The 15,056-nt window shown below is 56.4% G+C and carries 13 protein-coding genes; 3 read left to right on the plus strand and 10 right to left on the minus strand.

All coding sequences use genetic code 11. The annotated features are described in order from the left end of the window. Window positions 1-7 precede the first annotated feature (7 nt). A complete protein-coding gene (gene rplY / locus SIK97_RS07970) occupies window positions 8-292 on the minus strand; it encodes a 50S ribosomal protein L25 (protein WP_004114143.1) in 285 nt (94 codons plus the stop codon). 137 nt (window positions 293-429) lie between these two features. Continuing rightward, window positions 430-2,187, minus strand: coding sequence for a DEAD/DEAH box helicase (locus tag SIK97_RS07975; protein WP_057173885.1), 1,758 nt, complete (start codon window positions 2,185-2,187; stop codon window positions 430-432). A gap of 148 nt (window positions 2,188-2,335) precedes the next feature. Between SIK97_RS07975 and rsuA the strand changes: the two genes are divergently transcribed. From rsuA to SIK97_RS07990, 3 genes are all read left to right on the plus strand, one after another. Then, the gene (gene rsuA / locus SIK97_RS07980) at window positions 2,336-3,055 is read left to right on the plus strand and encodes a 16S rRNA pseudouridine(516) synthase RsuA (RefSeq protein WP_057173884.1); all 720 of its coding nucleotides are present in this window, start codon (window positions 2,336-2,338) and stop codon (window positions 3,053-3,055) included. Continuing rightward, the gene (locus SIK97_RS07985) at window positions 3,052-4,248 is read left to right on the plus strand and encodes a Bcr/CflA family multidrug efflux MFS transporter (RefSeq protein WP_057173883.1); all 1,197 of its coding nucleotides are present in this window, start codon (window positions 3,052-3,054) and stop codon (window positions 4,246-4,248) included. The genes rsuA and SIK97_RS07985 overlap by 4 nt, the downstream gene beginning before the upstream one ends. Window positions 4,249-4,578: 330 nt before the next feature. Continuing rightward, window positions 4,579-4,923 carry a YejG family protein gene (locus tag SIK97_RS07990; protein WP_004122937.1) on the plus strand — a complete coding sequence of 115 codons (345 nt, stop codon included), beginning with the start codon at window positions 4,579-4,581 and terminating at the stop codon, window positions 4,921-4,923. 3 nt (window positions 4,924-4,926) lie between these two features. Here the strand turns inward: SIK97_RS07990 and yejF are convergent, their stop codons facing one another. From yejF to SIK97_RS08030, 8 genes are all read right to left on the minus strand, one after another. Next, on the minus strand, window positions 4,927-6,516 hold the full coding sequence (yejF, locus tag SIK97_RS07995) for a microcin C ABC transporter ATP-binding protein YejF (RefSeq protein ID WP_057173882.1): 1,590 nt from the start codon (window positions 6,514-6,516) through the stop codon (window positions 4,927-4,929). Between the two features lies 1 nt (window position 6,517). Next, window positions 6,518-7,543 (minus strand): ABC transporter permease, encoded by a 1,026-nt coding sequence (locus SIK97_RS08000; protein WP_032750641.1) that lies wholly within the window; start codon window positions 7,541-7,543, stop codon window positions 6,518-6,520. Then, window positions 7,543-8,637 (minus strand): microcin C ABC transporter permease YejB, encoded by a 1,095-nt coding sequence (locus SIK97_RS08005; protein WP_004132450.1) that lies wholly within the window; start codon window positions 8,635-8,637, stop codon window positions 7,543-7,545. The genes SIK97_RS08000 and SIK97_RS08005 overlap by 1 nt, the downstream gene beginning before the upstream one ends. Window positions 8,638-8,646: 9 nt before the next feature. Continuing rightward, window positions 8,647-10,452, minus strand: a complete 1,806-nt coding sequence (locus SIK97_RS08010; protein WP_057173891.1) for an extracellular solute-binding protein — start codon at window positions 10,450-10,452, stop codon at window positions 8,647-8,649. A gap of 70 nt (window positions 10,453-10,522) precedes the next feature. Beyond that, window positions 10,523-12,085 (minus strand): cyclic di-GMP phosphodiesterase, encoded by a 1,563-nt coding sequence (locus SIK97_RS08015; RefSeq protein ID WP_057173881.1) that lies wholly within the window; start codon window positions 12,083-12,085, stop codon window positions 10,523-10,525. Window positions 12,086-12,274: 189 nt separating this feature from the next. Next, on the minus strand, window positions 12,275-12,844 hold the full coding sequence (gene mepS, locus SIK97_RS08020; protein ID WP_004122922.1) for a bifunctional murein DD-endopeptidase/murein LD-carboxypeptidase: 570 nt from the start codon (window positions 12,842-12,844) through the stop codon (window positions 12,275-12,277). 426 nt (window positions 12,845-13,270) lie between these two features. Next, window positions 13,271-13,984 (minus strand): phosphatase PAP2 family protein, encoded by a 714-nt coding sequence (locus tag SIK97_RS08025; RefSeq protein WP_025106743.1) that lies wholly within the window; start codon window positions 13,982-13,984, stop codon window positions 13,271-13,273. 35 nt (window positions 13,985-14,019) lie between these two features. After that, window positions 14,020-14,997 carry a CobW family GTP-binding protein gene (locus SIK97_RS08030; RefSeq protein WP_049101616.1) on the minus strand — a complete coding sequence of 326 codons (978 nt, stop codon included), beginning with the start codon at window positions 14,995-14,997 and terminating at the stop codon, window positions 14,020-14,022. Window positions 14,998-15,056 lie beyond the last annotated feature (59 nt).

A 15,056-nucleotide genomic window follows, 5' to 3' on the forward strand; every position in this document is an offset into this window, starting at 1 on the left:
TCGGCGATTAAGCGCGAACGAAGTCGATGTGAGTCAGCTTCGGCTTGAACGGGTGACGCTGAACAGCCTGAGCTTTAACTTTCTCTTCTTTGCCATCAACAACGATGGTCAGAACTTCGTTGTAGAACTCAGCGTTGGTCTGCATGTTCCACACTTTGTCGTGATCCAGTTCGATTGCTACTGGCGCAGCTTCGCCGCCATAGATGATGGCCGGGAATTTGTTAGCTGCACGCAGGCGGCGGCTCGCACCCTTACCCTGCTCTTTACGTACTTCTGCGTTGATAGTAAACATTGATGTCTCTCTATATATAAATCCTGCTACAGGCGACCCAGCAGCAGGCAGATTATCTGCTTTGCGAATGCAAAAGCGGGCGGCATTATAGCCGCCATAGGTGTTTGCAGCAACCAAAACCTCAGACGTGAGGGCGATTAGCGTAGTTCGTTGGCCCGGCGGAATCGGCCCTGATAATCAAATACTTTCTCCCGCACCTGCCAGTATTGCCCCTTCATGCGCGCCACGACAAAGTCCGGATGGCGCAGAAGCGCCTGCTGGGCGAGGATATCGGCGGGCGTTATCCAGCGCAGCGGTACGCCCGGCGTTCGGGTATGCGGGCGGATAAAGAGCTGCTCAAAGGCGGTGCGCTGGGCGGGCGTATGCAGTCGGAAGCGCTCACTAACATCCGCGCCATCTTCATCGTAATAGGTGATTTTTAGCCAGGCGCCTTTATCATCCGCGCCGTGCTGCAGATCCATACCGCTACAGCGCAGCACCAGCGCATCTTTAAGCTTCAGCGCGGCTTTCAGCATGTCGTCGGGGTCGACCAGGATGGTATCGCACTCGCGGCAGCGGCGGGCGGCGATATCGTTTTCCGCGTTACACTGCGGGCAGTTTTTAAAGCGAAAACGAAAATCACACTGCTCGCGATGGCCTTCCTCATCCTCAAACCAGCCCTGACAGCGGCGGCCAAAGTGTTCAATCAGCGTGCCGTCGGCGGTGGTTTTCCCCCAGAACGTATTGGCGAAACCGCATGCCGGGCAAAAAACCTGGACCGGCACGTTGTCGCTTTTCCCCTTCGGTGTTCCCACTTCAGGCGCGTAAAGGTCGTGCGGATTACCGGCGTAATCGAGAATCAGGCAGTCCGTTTTACCCGGCGCCAGGCGCAGGCCGCGGCCGACGATCTGTTGGTAAAGGCTCACCGACTCGGTCGGGCGCAGGATGGCGATCAGATCGACATGCGGCGCATCAAAGCCGGTCGTCAGTACCGCGACGTTAACCAGATAGCGGTACTGCTGAGCTTTAAACGCGTCGATGATGCGATCGCGCTCCGGCCCCGGCGTTTCACCGGTGATTAAGGCCGCTTCGCCCTGCGGAAGCAACCCGGTCACTTCGCGGGCGTGTTCAACGGTGGCGGCGAAAATCATCGCCCCTTTGCGCGTTTGGGCGAATTCAACGATTTGGCTGACGATATGCGGCGTGACGCGCTGCTGTTTTTTCAGTTCGTGGTTTAAATCAGCCTCGCTGAACAGGCCGTTACTTTGCGACTGCAGGCGGCTGAAGTCATATTGAACCACCGGCATATCCAGCCGCTCCGGCGGCGTCAGGTAGCCGTTCTTAATCATATAGCGCAGCGGCAGCTCGTAGATGCAGTCGCGAAACAGCGCGTTTTCATCGCCGCGCACCATGCCGTGGTAGTGGAACTGGTAAATCCACCCCTTACCGAGGCGAAAAGGCGTCGCAGTCAGCCCCAGAAGGCGCAGGTGCGGATTGACCTGCTGAAGGTGGCTGATAATCTGCTGATACTGGCTGTCATCATCGTCGCTGATGCGGTGGCACTCGTCGACGATCAGCAGCGAAAACTCGCCCTGAAACTGGTCGAGGTTGCGGGCGACCGACTGCACGCTGCCAAAGACCACTTTACCGTGGCTCTCTTTACGCTTGAGGCCCGCGGCGAAAATATCCGCTTCCAGGCCGAGCGCGCAATACTTGGCGTGGTTCTGCGCCACCAGCTCTTTAACGTGCGCCAGCACCAGCACGCGACCGCGCGCCAGGCGCGCAAGTTCGGCGATAACCAGGCTTTTACCTGCGCCTGTCGGCAGCACAATCGCGGCAGGTTCATGATGGCGGCGAAACCAGGCGAGCGTCGCGTCGACCGCCTCTTTTTGGTAGGGACGTAATGTAAATGTCATGAATTTATGGCGGTTAATTAACTCGCGAATAGTATGCCACGAATCTTTTCCCTTGAGTGGTGTTAATAGCCCGTTATACTACCCCATGAAATTCTTCTTTTTCGGGCGCGTTGCCCGCTCCAGCACTTGTACAGGCTAAAAAAATCTCATGCGACTTGATAAGTTTATCGCTCAGCAACTTGGCGTTAGCCGGGCTATTGCCGGGCGTGAAATCCGCGGCAGCCGCGTTACCGTGGACGGCGACATTGTAAAAGACTCCTCCTTCAAGCTTCTGCCGGAGCATGACGTCGAGTATGACGGCAATACGCTGGTTCAGCAGACCGGCCCGCGCTACTTTATGCTCAACAAGCCGCAGGGTTACGTTTGTTCCACCGACGATCCGGATCATCCGACGGTCCTTTATTTCCTCGACGAGCCGGTGGCGCACAAGCTGCATGCCGCGGGGCGTCTGGATATCGACACCACCGGACTGGTATTGATGACCGACGATGGCCAGTGGTCGCACCGCATTACTTCCCCACGCCACCATTGCGAAAAAACCTATCTGGTGACGCTGGAAAATCCGCTGGATGAGTCCACCACCGAGCAGTTTGCCAAAGGCGTTCAGCTGCATAATGAGAAAGACCTGACCAAACCGGCGGTGCTGGAAGTGGTGACGCCGACCGAAGTCCGCCTGACCATTAGCGAAGGGCGCTACCATCAGGTGAAGCGGATGTTTGCCGCGGTGGGGAATCATGTGGTTGGCCTGCATCGCGAACGTATTGGCGATATCGCGCTTGATGCGTCGCTGGCGCCGGGTGAATATCGTCCGCTGACGGCAGAAGAAATTGCCAGCGTTGGCGTCCAACATGCGCGGAGTAAAACGTGACGGCAAAGCAGAATTCTTCATTAGGGATTGTGTTTATTCTTGGCCTGCTGGCCATGTTAATGCCGCTGTCGATTGATATGTATCTTCCGGCGCTGCCGGTGATTGCGGCGCAGTTTAATGTGCCGGACGGCAGCGCGCAGATGACGCTCAGTACCTATATTCTGGGCTTTGCCCTGGGCCAGCTTTTATATGGCCCAATGGCGGACAGCATGGGGCGTAAACCGGTGATACTGGGGGGTACGTTGGTTTTTGCCGCGGCGGCGGTGGCCTGCGCGCTGTCGCAGACTATCGATATGCTGATCACCATGCGCTTTTTCCACGGCCTGGCGGCCGCGGCGGCGAGCGTGGTGATTAACGCCCTGATGCGCGATATCTATCCCAAGGAAGAGTTCTCGCGGATGATGTCGTTCGTCATGCTGGTGACCACCGTCGCGCCGCTGGTGGCGCCGATGGTCGGCGGAGCGGTGCTGGTGTGGTTTAGCTGGCATGCGATCTTCTGGATCCTCGCGGTGGCGGCGCTATTAGCCTCGGCGATGATCGCCTTCTTTATTAGCGAGACCCTGCCGCCGGAACGCCGGCAGAAATTTCATATTCGCACTACGCTCGGCAACTTCGCGACGCTGTTTCGCCACAAGCGGGTGCTGAGCTATATGCTGGCAAGCGGTTTCAGCTTCGCCGGGATGTTCTCGTTTCTGAGCGCCGGCCCGTTTGTCTATATCAATATCAACCACGTTTCACCGCAGCACTTTGGCTACTATTTTGCGCTGAACGTCGTCTTCCTGTTTGTCATGACCATGATCAACAGCCGCTTTGTGCGGCGGGTTGGGGCGCTGAACATGTTCCGCGCCGGGCTATGGATCCAGTTTGCGATGGCGGCGTGGATGGTCGTGTGCGCGCTGTTTGGCGTGGGGTTCTGGGCGCTGGTGTTTGGCGTGGCGGCGTTCATCGGCTGCGTTTCGATGGTCTCCTCTAACGCGATGGCGGTGATTCTCGATGAGTTTCCGCATATGGCCGGGACCGCTTCCTCGCTGGCAGGGACGTTCCGTTTCGGGATTGGCGCCATTGTCGGCGCGCTGCTGTCGATGGCGACGTTTACCACCGCCTGGCCAATGCTGATTTCTATCGCCTTCTGCGCCAGCAGCTCCATCCTCTTTTACCTCTACACCAGCCGACGGCGCAAAGCCGCGCGCTAAGCGACTTTCAGGGGGCGATATCGCCCCTTTTTTTGATGCATGTCAACCAAATCTGGCTTCTCTGTTCAGCGATTTGTTTATTTTATGTAAAATCAAATCGTTCAAAAAGTCGCATGATTGCGATAAAAAAGTTGTTTTAGATCACAGAAACGGGTACATATAGCCCGAAGATGTTCCATCTGCACAATTATAAACTTTTACATTACAAACCAATAACACGGCTATGCCACTGGTGTAAGCGTTTTCTGTGCAGGAAGAGGACTGGTTGTCAATAATGTGTTAGTATTGATGTAAAATTATTGTGAAGTATTTTGCTTCCGGGGTAAACACGTGAATACACTGCAACTCTCTATCGTACACCGTCTGCCGCAGAGCTATCGCTGGCTGGCCGGTTTTGCAGGTTCAAGAGTTGAACCGATTCCGCAAAACGGCGCCCAGAGCGAAAACAGCCTCGTGGCGTTGAAATTACTCAGCCCCGATGGCGAAAGCGCGTGGCCGGTCATGCATAAGCTCAGCCAGGCGCTTAGCGACATCGAGGTCGACAGCTCTGTCGTTGAATGCGAAGGGGAACCGTGCCTGTTTGTTAACCGTCAGGACGAATTCGCTGCAACCTGCCGCCTGAAAAATTTCGGCGTGGCGATTGCGGAACCTTTTTCCGGCAACAATCCCTTCTGACCGTCAGCTTAACGCCAGCAGCTGACGGGTATACTCCTGCTGCGGAGCGGTAAATACGCGCTCGCACTCACCTTGCTCGACGACTTCTCCCTGCCGCAGCACCATCACCTGATGACACAACGCCCGCACGACGCGTAAATCATGGCTGATAAAAATATAGGCCAGCTGATGCTTTTGCTGTAACGCCTTCAGCAGCGCGAGGATTTGCGCCTGTACGGTTTTATCCAGCGATGAGGTGGGCTCATCCAGCACGATAAGCTGCGGTTTGACGACCAGCGCCCTGGCGATCGCGATGCGCTGACGCTGGCCGCCGGAGAAGGCGGCAGGGTAGCGATGCCGTGAGTGTGGATCGAGGCCGACCTCCTGCATCACCTGAATCACCGCCTGCTCCCGTTTGGCCGGCGCGAGCGTCGGTTGATGGACGCGCAATCCCTCTTCGATAATTTGCAGCACGTTGAGCCGCGGGTTTAGCGATGAGTTAGGATCCTGAAAGACCACCTGCATGCGACGACGCAGCGGCAGCATCTGCCGGCGATTGCGTCCCTGAAGCGCCTCACCGTCAAAGGCGATCGCGCCAGCGGAATGAATCAGACGCAGAAGCGCCAGCCCGGTGGTGCTTTTGCCCGATCCGGACTCGCCGACCAGCCCCAGCGTTTCTCCCGCGCGCAAATGAAAGCTGAGGGCGTTAACGACCCGGTTATGATCGACAACTCGCCGCAGCAGACCTTTACGTATCGGGAAAGCGATACTCAAATTTTCCGCCCGCAGCAACACCGGGGCATCGGGTGCGAGCGGGACGGGATCGCCCGACGGCTCGCTATCCAGCAGGCGGCGGGTATAAGGGTGTTCGGGGGCGGAAAACAGCGCCCGGCAGCCGTTTTGTTCCACGCAGCGGCCGTTCTGCATCACCGCGACGCGGTCGGCGAGCTGACGAACGATGCTCAGATTATGGGTGATAAACAGCAGCCCCATATTCAACTCTTGCTTCAGCTCCCGCAGCAGCGTGAGGATTTGCGCCTGCACCGACACGTCCAGCGCGGTGGTGGGTTCGTCGGCAATAAGCAGCTCCGGGCGGGTTAACAGCGCCATGGCGATCATCACCCGCTGGCGCTCGCCGCCGGAAAGCTGATGGGGATAGTCGGCCAGCCGCCGGGGCGCGTTGCGGATGCCGACGCGATCGAGGCAGTCGAGGATTTCCCCGCGCGCCGCTTCTTTGCGCATCCCGCGATGCAAAGAGAGCACTTCGTACAGCTGTTTTTCCAGAGTATGCAGTGGATTAAGCGAAACCATCGGCTCCTGAAAGATCATCGCAATACGGTTACCGCGCACGCCGCGCAGGGTGCGTTCATCCACGTGCAGCAGCGACTGGCCGTGAAAACGGATGTCGCCGGCAGGATAGCTGACCGGCGGCGACGGGAGTAGCCGCAGCACCGATAGCGCGGTCACGCTCTTCCCGGAGCCGGACTCGCCGACCAGCGCCAGGGTCTCGCCGACGGCAATCTGCAGCGACAGTTCGCTGACGACGGGGGTAGTCTCACCCTGCTGGCGAAAGGCGATGGAGAGGTTATCGATATCTAACAAAGGTTGCGTCATGCTACACCGCCTTGCTTGGATCAAAGGCGTCGCGAACCGCTTCACCAATAAAAATCAATAACGTCAGCAGGACCGCCACCGACAGAAAGGCGGCGATGCCCAGCCAGGGCGCCTGCAGGTTGTTTTTACCCTGCAACAGTAGTTCGCCCAGCGAAGGGGAGCCCAGCGGCAGGCCAAAACCGAGGAAATCGAGCGAGGTCAGGGTGGTTATCGAACTGCACAGAATGAACGGCAGGAAGGTCAGGGTGGCGACCATGGCGTTAGGCAGCATATGGCGCAGAATAATGGCGCGATCGCTGACGCCGAGCGCCTGCGCGGCGCGGATATAATCATAGTTACGGGTGCGCAGGAACTCAGCCCGGACCACGCCGACCAGCGTCATCCAGCCGAACAGCACGGTAATGGCCAGCAGCCACCAGAAGTTGGCCTGTACAACGCTTGAGAGCAGGATAATCAGAAACAGCGTCGGCATTCCCGACCAGACTTCGATAAACCGCTGCCCCCAGAGGTCAATCTTCCCGCCGTAATACCCCTGAACGGCGCCGGCCATCACCCCCAGTACGCTGGAGAAGAGGGTCAGCAGCAGTCCAAAGAGAATGGAAATGCGCGTGCCGTACAGAATACGCGCCAGCACGTCCCCGCCGTTGGCATCGGTGCCCAGCCAGTTCTGTCCTGACGGCGGCGAAGGGAAGGGCGCGTCGGTGGCGAAATTAATGGTCGTCGCGCCGAAACGAACCGGCGCCCACAGGGCCCAGCCGTTATCCGCCAGCCGTTTTTGCAGCCACGGGTCCTGATAGTCGGCGGCGGTGGCAAAGCTGCCGCCGAAGGTGGTCTCACTGTAGTTTTTCAGGAGCGGAACGTAGAAGCTGCCGCGGTACTGGACCAGCAGCGGCTTATCGTTAGCAATAAGCTCCGCGCACAGGCTACAGGCGAAAAGCGCTAAAAAGAGCCATAGCGACCAGTAGCCGCGGCGGTTGTGGCGAAAACGCGCCCAGCGGGCCTGATTGACGGGACTAAAAAATGACATTAGCGGCCCTCAAAATCGATTCGCGGATCGACCAGCGTATAGCTGATATCGCTGATGATATTCAGCAGCAGGCCAATCAGGGTAAAAATATACAGCGTGCCGAACATGACCGGGTAATCGCGAGATACGGTGGCCTCATAGCCCAGCAGCCCCAGTCCGTTTAGCGAGAACATCACCTCAATCAGCAGCGAGCCGGTAAAAAACATACTGATAAAGGTGGCCGGGAAACCGGCAATCACCAGCAGCATCGCGTTGCGAAACACGTGGCCCCAAAGGATCTGCTTTTCGCTGACGCCCTTGGCGCGTGCGGTAACCACGTACTGCTTGCGGATTTCATCAAGAAAGCTGTTTTTGGTCAGCATCGTGAGGGCGGCAAAACCGCCGATCACCGTTGCCAGCACCGGTAGGGTGATATGCCAGAGATAGTCGAGGATTTTTTGGTACCAGGGCAGGCTGTCGAAGTTGGCTGACACCAGCCCGCGCAGCGGAAAGAGATCGAAATAGCTGCCGCCGGCAAAGATAACGATCAGCAAAATGGCAAACAGGAACGCCGGGATGGCATAGCCGATAATAATCAGCGTACTGCTCCAGACGTCAAAATGGCTGCCGTTGCTGACCGCTTTACGGATCCCCAACGGAATCGACACCAGGTAGATGATGAGCGTACTCCACAGGCCCAGGGTGATTGAGACCGGCAGGCTGTCTTTAATCAGCTGCAGTACCGATGAGCTGCGAAACAGGCTATCGCCAAAATCAAAGCGCAGATAATCACCGAGCATTTTAAAATAACGCTCGTACAGCGGCTTATCAAAGCCGTAGCGGTGGGTTATCTCGGCAATCACCTCCGGGTCCAGCCCGCGCCCGCCGCGATAGTGCCCATCGCTGATGTTGCTGACCCCCGTACGCGCATGGCTGGCGGCCATGCCGCCATCTCCGGCGCCGGGCAAGCCGCCGCGGTCGCCGAACTCAATCGCCGCAATCGCCTGATCGACCGGACCGCCGGGCGCGATCTGCACAATAAAAAAGTTAATGGTGATAATCGCCCACAGGGTGGGGATGATGAGCAGTAGTCGGCGGAGCAGATATGCACCCATCTTAATTCCTTAGCGTCTGTCCGCGGGGAGTCTGGCCGCTTTGCTTGCGTCGTACCACCAGTTTTCGAAACCGGAGGAGTAGACCGCGCGGGTCTGCGGGAAGGAGAATTTGTCCCAGTATGCGGTTCGGTCCTGCGCCATATACCACATCGGCAGCATGTAATAGTTCCAGGTCAGCACGCGGTCGAGAGCCCGGCCCAGCGGCAGCAGCTTTTCTTTATTACCCTGCCAGCGAATAATCTGCGCGATGAGCCGGTCGACGGCCGGGCTTTGTACCCCTGAGGCGTTATAGCTGGAGTTAATATATTCGGAGTCCCAGGAGACTTGCAGGTCGGTGCCGGGCCAGGGCGTGGCGCGCCAGACGTTGGGCATCATGTCGTAATCCCGGCTGCGCTTGCGGTTACTGTACTGGGAGTTGTCGACCTGACGAATATCCATGACGATGCCGAGCCGCTGGAGGTTGTGCTGGAAGGGCAGGACCCAGCGATCGCTGCTGCCGGAAGGAAGCAGCAGCTCAAAGCGTAACGGTTTGCCGCTCTTCGCATTAACCCGCCGCTGGTTTTTCACTATCCATCCCGCCTGGTTAAGGATGGCATCCGCCTTCAGCAAGTTTGCGCGTTCGAAACCATCGCCGCTGGAAACCGGGGGACGGTATATCTGCGTGAAAACTTCGGCCGGGATCTCTTTTTTCAGCGGCGTTAACAGCGCCAGCTCGTCGGCATTCGGATAATCGCGCGCCGCGTATTCGGTATTCTGAAAGAAGCTATTGGCGCGGCTGTAGGAGTGATAAAACAGCGCCTTATTCATCCATTCAAAATCAAAGGCGAGGGTAATGGCTTCGCGTACCCGGCGGTCTGAAAATACCGGGCGCTGAATGTTAAAGGCCAGCCACTGCGTATTCTGCGCCGAGGTGTTGGTGTATTCATCTTTAACAATATAGCCGTGGGTAAAATTGCGCCCGACGTAGCGGGTAGCCCAGTTCTTGGCAACGTTCTCTTCGCGACGGTCGACGGCGCCGGCCTTAAAGGCTTCGAAAGCGACGTTGTCGTCCAGGTAATAGTCGTAGCGCAGCGTATCGAAATTCCAGCGCCCGCGGTTGACCGGTATGTCGGCGGCCCAGTAGTCCTTAACCCGCGAGTAGGTAATGTACTGGCCCATGCGCCAGGCGGTGATGCGATACGGGCCGCTGGCCAGCGGTGGGGCGGATAGCGGGTCGCTGAGTTTATGGTTTTTCCAGAATTTTTCCGGCATCACCGGTAGCGTCATCAGGCTAAGCATGTTCTCTTTGCCCGGTTTGGCTAAATCAATGCGTACGGTGAGCGGAGCGATGGCTTTTACGGTGGTGCCTTTATAATAGAGGCGAAACTGCGGCACCCCTTCGGTCATAAACTTCCGGAAGGTAAACGCGACATCGCTGGCGGTGACGGGGCTGCCATCGTGATAGCGGGCGCGGGGATTGAGCGCGATCTCCATCCATGAAAAATCATCGGCATAGCGCGTATGCTCGGCGATCAGCGGATAGTAGCTGCCGGGCTCATCATCAGAGGTGGTGAATAGCGTGTCGTATAAGCTTTCGGTACGAATACCGGGGTTGCCGCGCATGGCGTAGCGGTTGAAATTATCAAAAGTACCGATGGCCGCGAGGGTAATCGCCCCGCCTTTAGGCGCGGCGGGGTTGGCATAATCGTAATGGTCAAAGCCCGCGGCGTATTTCGGTTCGCCGATAATAGCGAACCTGTCGCTCTCTTTAATCGTTTGCGCCTGGCTCTGCAGGCTAAATAAGGTCAGCAGGATCAGGCTGATGCGTGCAAAAATAACCAGGATGTCGCCCTCCAATGTCAGACCTGAAGCGGCCTGACCTTTGATAGCAAATAATAAAGGACCCTTAGCGGCTTGTGAAATATTTCGCCGGTTCATCATGGGCGGCGATCAGCGCGTCCAGCGTCAGCGGCCGGCTTAACCAGTAGCCCTGTAAATAGTTTACCCCGTGGTCGCGCAGCCATCCCGCTTGTTCCTGCGTTTCCACCCCTTCAGCGACCGTGGTGAGCTTCAGGCGGCGGCTCAGGGTGATAACGGCATCAAGCACCGGTGAGGTGACGGTCTCAGTGCCGATAGCCTGCACGAAGCCGCGGTCTATCTTCAGGTAATCAAAGTTATAGCGCTCCAGATAGATTAGCGCGCTATGACCGGTACCAAAATCATCAATCGCAATTTCAAAGCCCTGTTCGTGCAGCCAGTCGAAGTTCCCTAAGGAGCGATTTTTATCGATCATCGCGCGCTCGGTGATCTCCAGCACCACGCTAAAATGGCCGGCCGGCATGGCGGCGGCGAAGTGCTGAAGGTCCTGCTGAAAGCTGCCTGCGTGCAGATGAAGGGGGGAGATATTTATCCCCAGCTTGCTCCCTGCGGGCAGGAGCGTTTGCAGAACAGGCGCATCCTGCGCAATCAGTTTTAACAGATGGCGGGTGAGCGGAATAATGATCTGCTGGGTTTCAGCAAGGTTGATAAACACATCGGGAGGGATCTCGCCGGCCACGGGATGTCGCCAGCGCATCAGTACCTCAACGCCGCTGATGCGCAGCGTCTCTGACCTCACCACCGGTTGATAAACCACATAGAACTGATCGTTTTTGATCGCCAGCAGCAGCTCTTTGCGCGGGTCCGATTTAATCGTCAGGATGTAGTAGCTTAAAAGCCCGGCCAGCAGCCCGCACACGACGCCCAGCAGCAGAGCAAACTGCGTATTCTCCGCCAGCCAGCTGTTCGCATAGAGATAAACCTTCAGCGGCAGGCCGTCGATTTGCGTCTGGCGAATGGGCGGCGAGAGCAGCGTCTGCGGGTCGATAAGTTGGTTGCTGAAGGTGGAAATGGCGGTGTCCTTAATGGCCAGCGCCAGGCCGCTGAAATCATTCTGTCGGGCTGAGTAGAGAATATAGGGCGTCAGGTTGGCATTAATCGAGACAAAAATACCGTCTTTCCCGCCGTGCGGGCTGCGGACCCACAGCGCCAGCGCGGCGCTTTTCGGCATCATTGGCGTCCCGGGCAGAATCGCCATATCGACCGCTTGAGTAAGATTAAGCTGCGGAATGAGCTGGGTTAAGGGCGTGTTCATAGCGCCTGTGGCGGAGGAGCAAAACGCAAGGCCATTTTTGACCAGCAGGATGGCGCGGACGTTCGGGCTGAATGCCGCATGGGCGGTTAAGCCTGAGGCAACGTTTTCACAGGGTTGATCGACCAGCGGCTGCATGCCCTGAATCGTCTGATTCAAATCGTGAAAGTAGTCCTGCAGATACGTATGAACGTTGTGAATAATGGCGTCGAAACGCTCCGCACGGTTGTGATAAATCACCATGAACTGGATGCTACCGGCCAGCAGGGCGACGGCTATTCCAACACATATGCTGGTCAGCCAGATTTTTCGCCGGGGAGCGAGATGACGGGTAGGCATAGGCTATATAGTCAGTCCGTATTGTTGATTTGCGCCAGGGAGCTAATAGAAATCGCTTTTCCTATCCCTGCTTAAAGACATCGCTTATTTTACGAAGTTTCCTGGCTGGCGAGCAAAAAAAAACACTGCCTCGGCAGTGTTTTTTTATTTCTTTCGTTGGCCAAGGGATTAACCAACGGCAGAAGACGATTACGAACGGCTCAGAACGCGTCGCGCTTCGTTATAGCGCTTTTTCCAGTACGGCTCATCCATGCTTGAAATCGTCACACCGCTGCTGGTGGAAGCATGAACAAACTGATTGTTGCCGATGTAGATCCCTACATGGCGGCCCGTGGAACCTGCACGGAACAGAACTAAATCACCGGTGCGCAGCTGCGCGCGGCTGATCGATTTTCCGGAATCCTGCTGCTCTGAAGTCGAGCGCGGCAGTTCCAGGCCAAACTGTTCACGGAAAGTCCGTTGCACAAAGGCGGAACAATCGATGCCTTTACGGGTGCTGCCGCCGAGGCGGTAACGCACGCCCTTCCAGCTGGCATATTGATCCATCAAGCGGGACTTAACGTCCAGGTTGCGGACCATCGTTTCAAATTCATCCTGAGAGGCTTGCAGTGATGATAAATCGCCACTACCCACAGCAAGCGTCTCAGAATGCATATTCCTGGCGGTACTATTTGAACTACACGCGGAAAGCAGAACCGCAACTGCAATCGCGGGGGCGACCCGCAAGATATATCTCAAAATCGGCTGAGATTTGACCATGCTGTGTGTTATCCCTTGTTGTCCTTAACGACAATGTCGTTATAAAAAATGCCAAACGTGTTAGAGCCTAATTACCTGGTCGCAATGAGACAATTCCGTAAGCATAAAACTGTGGACTGACGCACAAATTTATTCATTCTCTGAATTGATGTCGCTGACGAGGCAAAACGAGATTGAGGTTACCCGATCAACCGGGGGATGGCGAGCGGTTTTACGCATTTTCTTATAAGTATTTTTGCGACAAAAAGTGAATCATCGGCAAAGGGCAAAATAGCGACAGCAATGGGTAAAAAATACGCAATTTACTCATTTCTAACATGATTACTATGACGGGAAGATGATGCCGGATGAGAAAAAACGCGCGGACAAAAAAAGGGACCCAGAACGATCCCTTATGAATGATATTAATTAATTGTAAAGATAGATTTAATTTTTAGTTTTTCTACCCGGAAGATAACGCTCAAATAACGCAATGACATTATCACTCAGCGGGGTCATCAATACCCAGGGGGCGCCAATGAGTACCGCCGTTAATGAGCCGACGGCAATATCGGTAAACCAGTGAGCGCCAATCATTACGCGTGGAAAAGCGAACACTACGAATATGACCAGCGCGATGGCAAACGCCCGGCGACCGAAATAGCGCCACATAAATGATGCAAAAATCAGCAGCATCATACCGTGATCGCCTGGAAAGCTATCTTTAGACGCATCTTTAGTGGGGAAGGAGATCACATCGCTCACTTTGGTGATATCGGTAAAAGAGAGCGAAGGGCTGGCGCGCTTAACCGGCATCAGGTGCTGGGCAAGCTGATTGATGATGACGGCGGCCAGCAGCATCGCCAGGCCGATGATAATCACCCGGCGGCGTCCGGCGCTCTGCTCTTTAAACCAGAAGCTTAGCATCAGGCTGCCCATCGCCAGTAGCGAGCAGGCATCAAATGCGCGGTTGTTGATAATCGCCAGCAGCCAGGTGTAAGCGGTGCTCACGCCAACCAGGTGGTTAAAGAAATAGAAGATCGCCGAGTCCAGCGGATTCCAGAAACCATGGTTAACGGGAAGGTACCATGAACAAAAAAGCGCAACACCCGCCGCGTTCAGCAGCAGGATTAGGGGAATTCGATTTTTAATCATAACTATCGTGTGTTGGGTAAACGACGGCAACCATAGCCGTCTTAACTTAAACGAATCCTCAACAAGGAGGCCTGCAGTGCGTTCCAGTCCGTCTCGGTATCGGCAATCAGCTCGATACGGCTATCGGGGGGAGGAACGTTCTGCGTCTCAATATGCAGATCGCGCTGCTGGCGGTTGATGCGTACCACTCCTTCCGCGATGCGCATCACGCCTTTCACGCGCCCGACCGGCGCCAGGCGCGCCCATTCGAGCAGGGCCACGGTGTCGAAAACGGTTTCGGCGTCAAAAATCCAGCCGCAGGCGTGATAGCCCTGGCCGCTATTGAGGCTGCGACGCCAGCGCTGATGGGCAGGGAGGCTCAGTGCCGCAAGGCCCTGTTTCTGCCCGTGGCCGTGCGCGTGTTCGGGGCTGGCGGGAAGCGGCGCAAGATTGCGGCGCGGCAAATCAAGCAGTGCCGGGTCGATATTCCCCCGCGTGGCGCTGACGAACCGCCGATCGCCGGCATAGGTCTGCCACCAGGCGGCGAATGCGCGTTGGCTTTCCTCCGTTGCGCGGTCGGCTTTATTACTGATAATGACGTCAGCGGCGGCCAGCTGGTCGCGAAAGTTGTCATTGGTCACTATTTTTTCGTCCAGCAGCTGGCGCGGATCCAGCACGCATAAGGTGGCGCGCAGGTCGATCCACGGCTCGTATATTGCGGCGGTCAGCATATCGAGGATCTGTTTAGGATGGCCAAGCCCGGTGGGTTCTATCAGCAGGCGATCGGGTTTGCCCTGGCGCAGCAGGGTGTTGAGCCCGACCTGCATCGGCAGACCGTTCACGCAGCACATGCAGCCGCCGGGGATCTCTTTGAGCAGCGCGCCGCTTTCCGCCAGCAGCGCGCCGTCAATGCCTACTTCACCAAACTCGTTGACCAGCACGGCCCATTTTTCATCCGCGGGCTTATGGGCCAGCAGATGCAGAATCGACGTCGTCTTGCCGCTGCCGAGAAACCCCGTGATCAAATTGGTTTTGGTCACTTTTTCTCCAGGATAAATGTAATGTTGTAACAGTTACGCTATCCTGACGAAAAAAAGGG

The sequence above is a fragment of the Klebsiella sp. JN_Kp126 genome, assembly GCF_033843325.1.
GTDB lineage: Bacteria > Pseudomonadota > Gammaproteobacteria > Enterobacterales > Enterobacteriaceae > Klebsiella > Klebsiella michiganensis.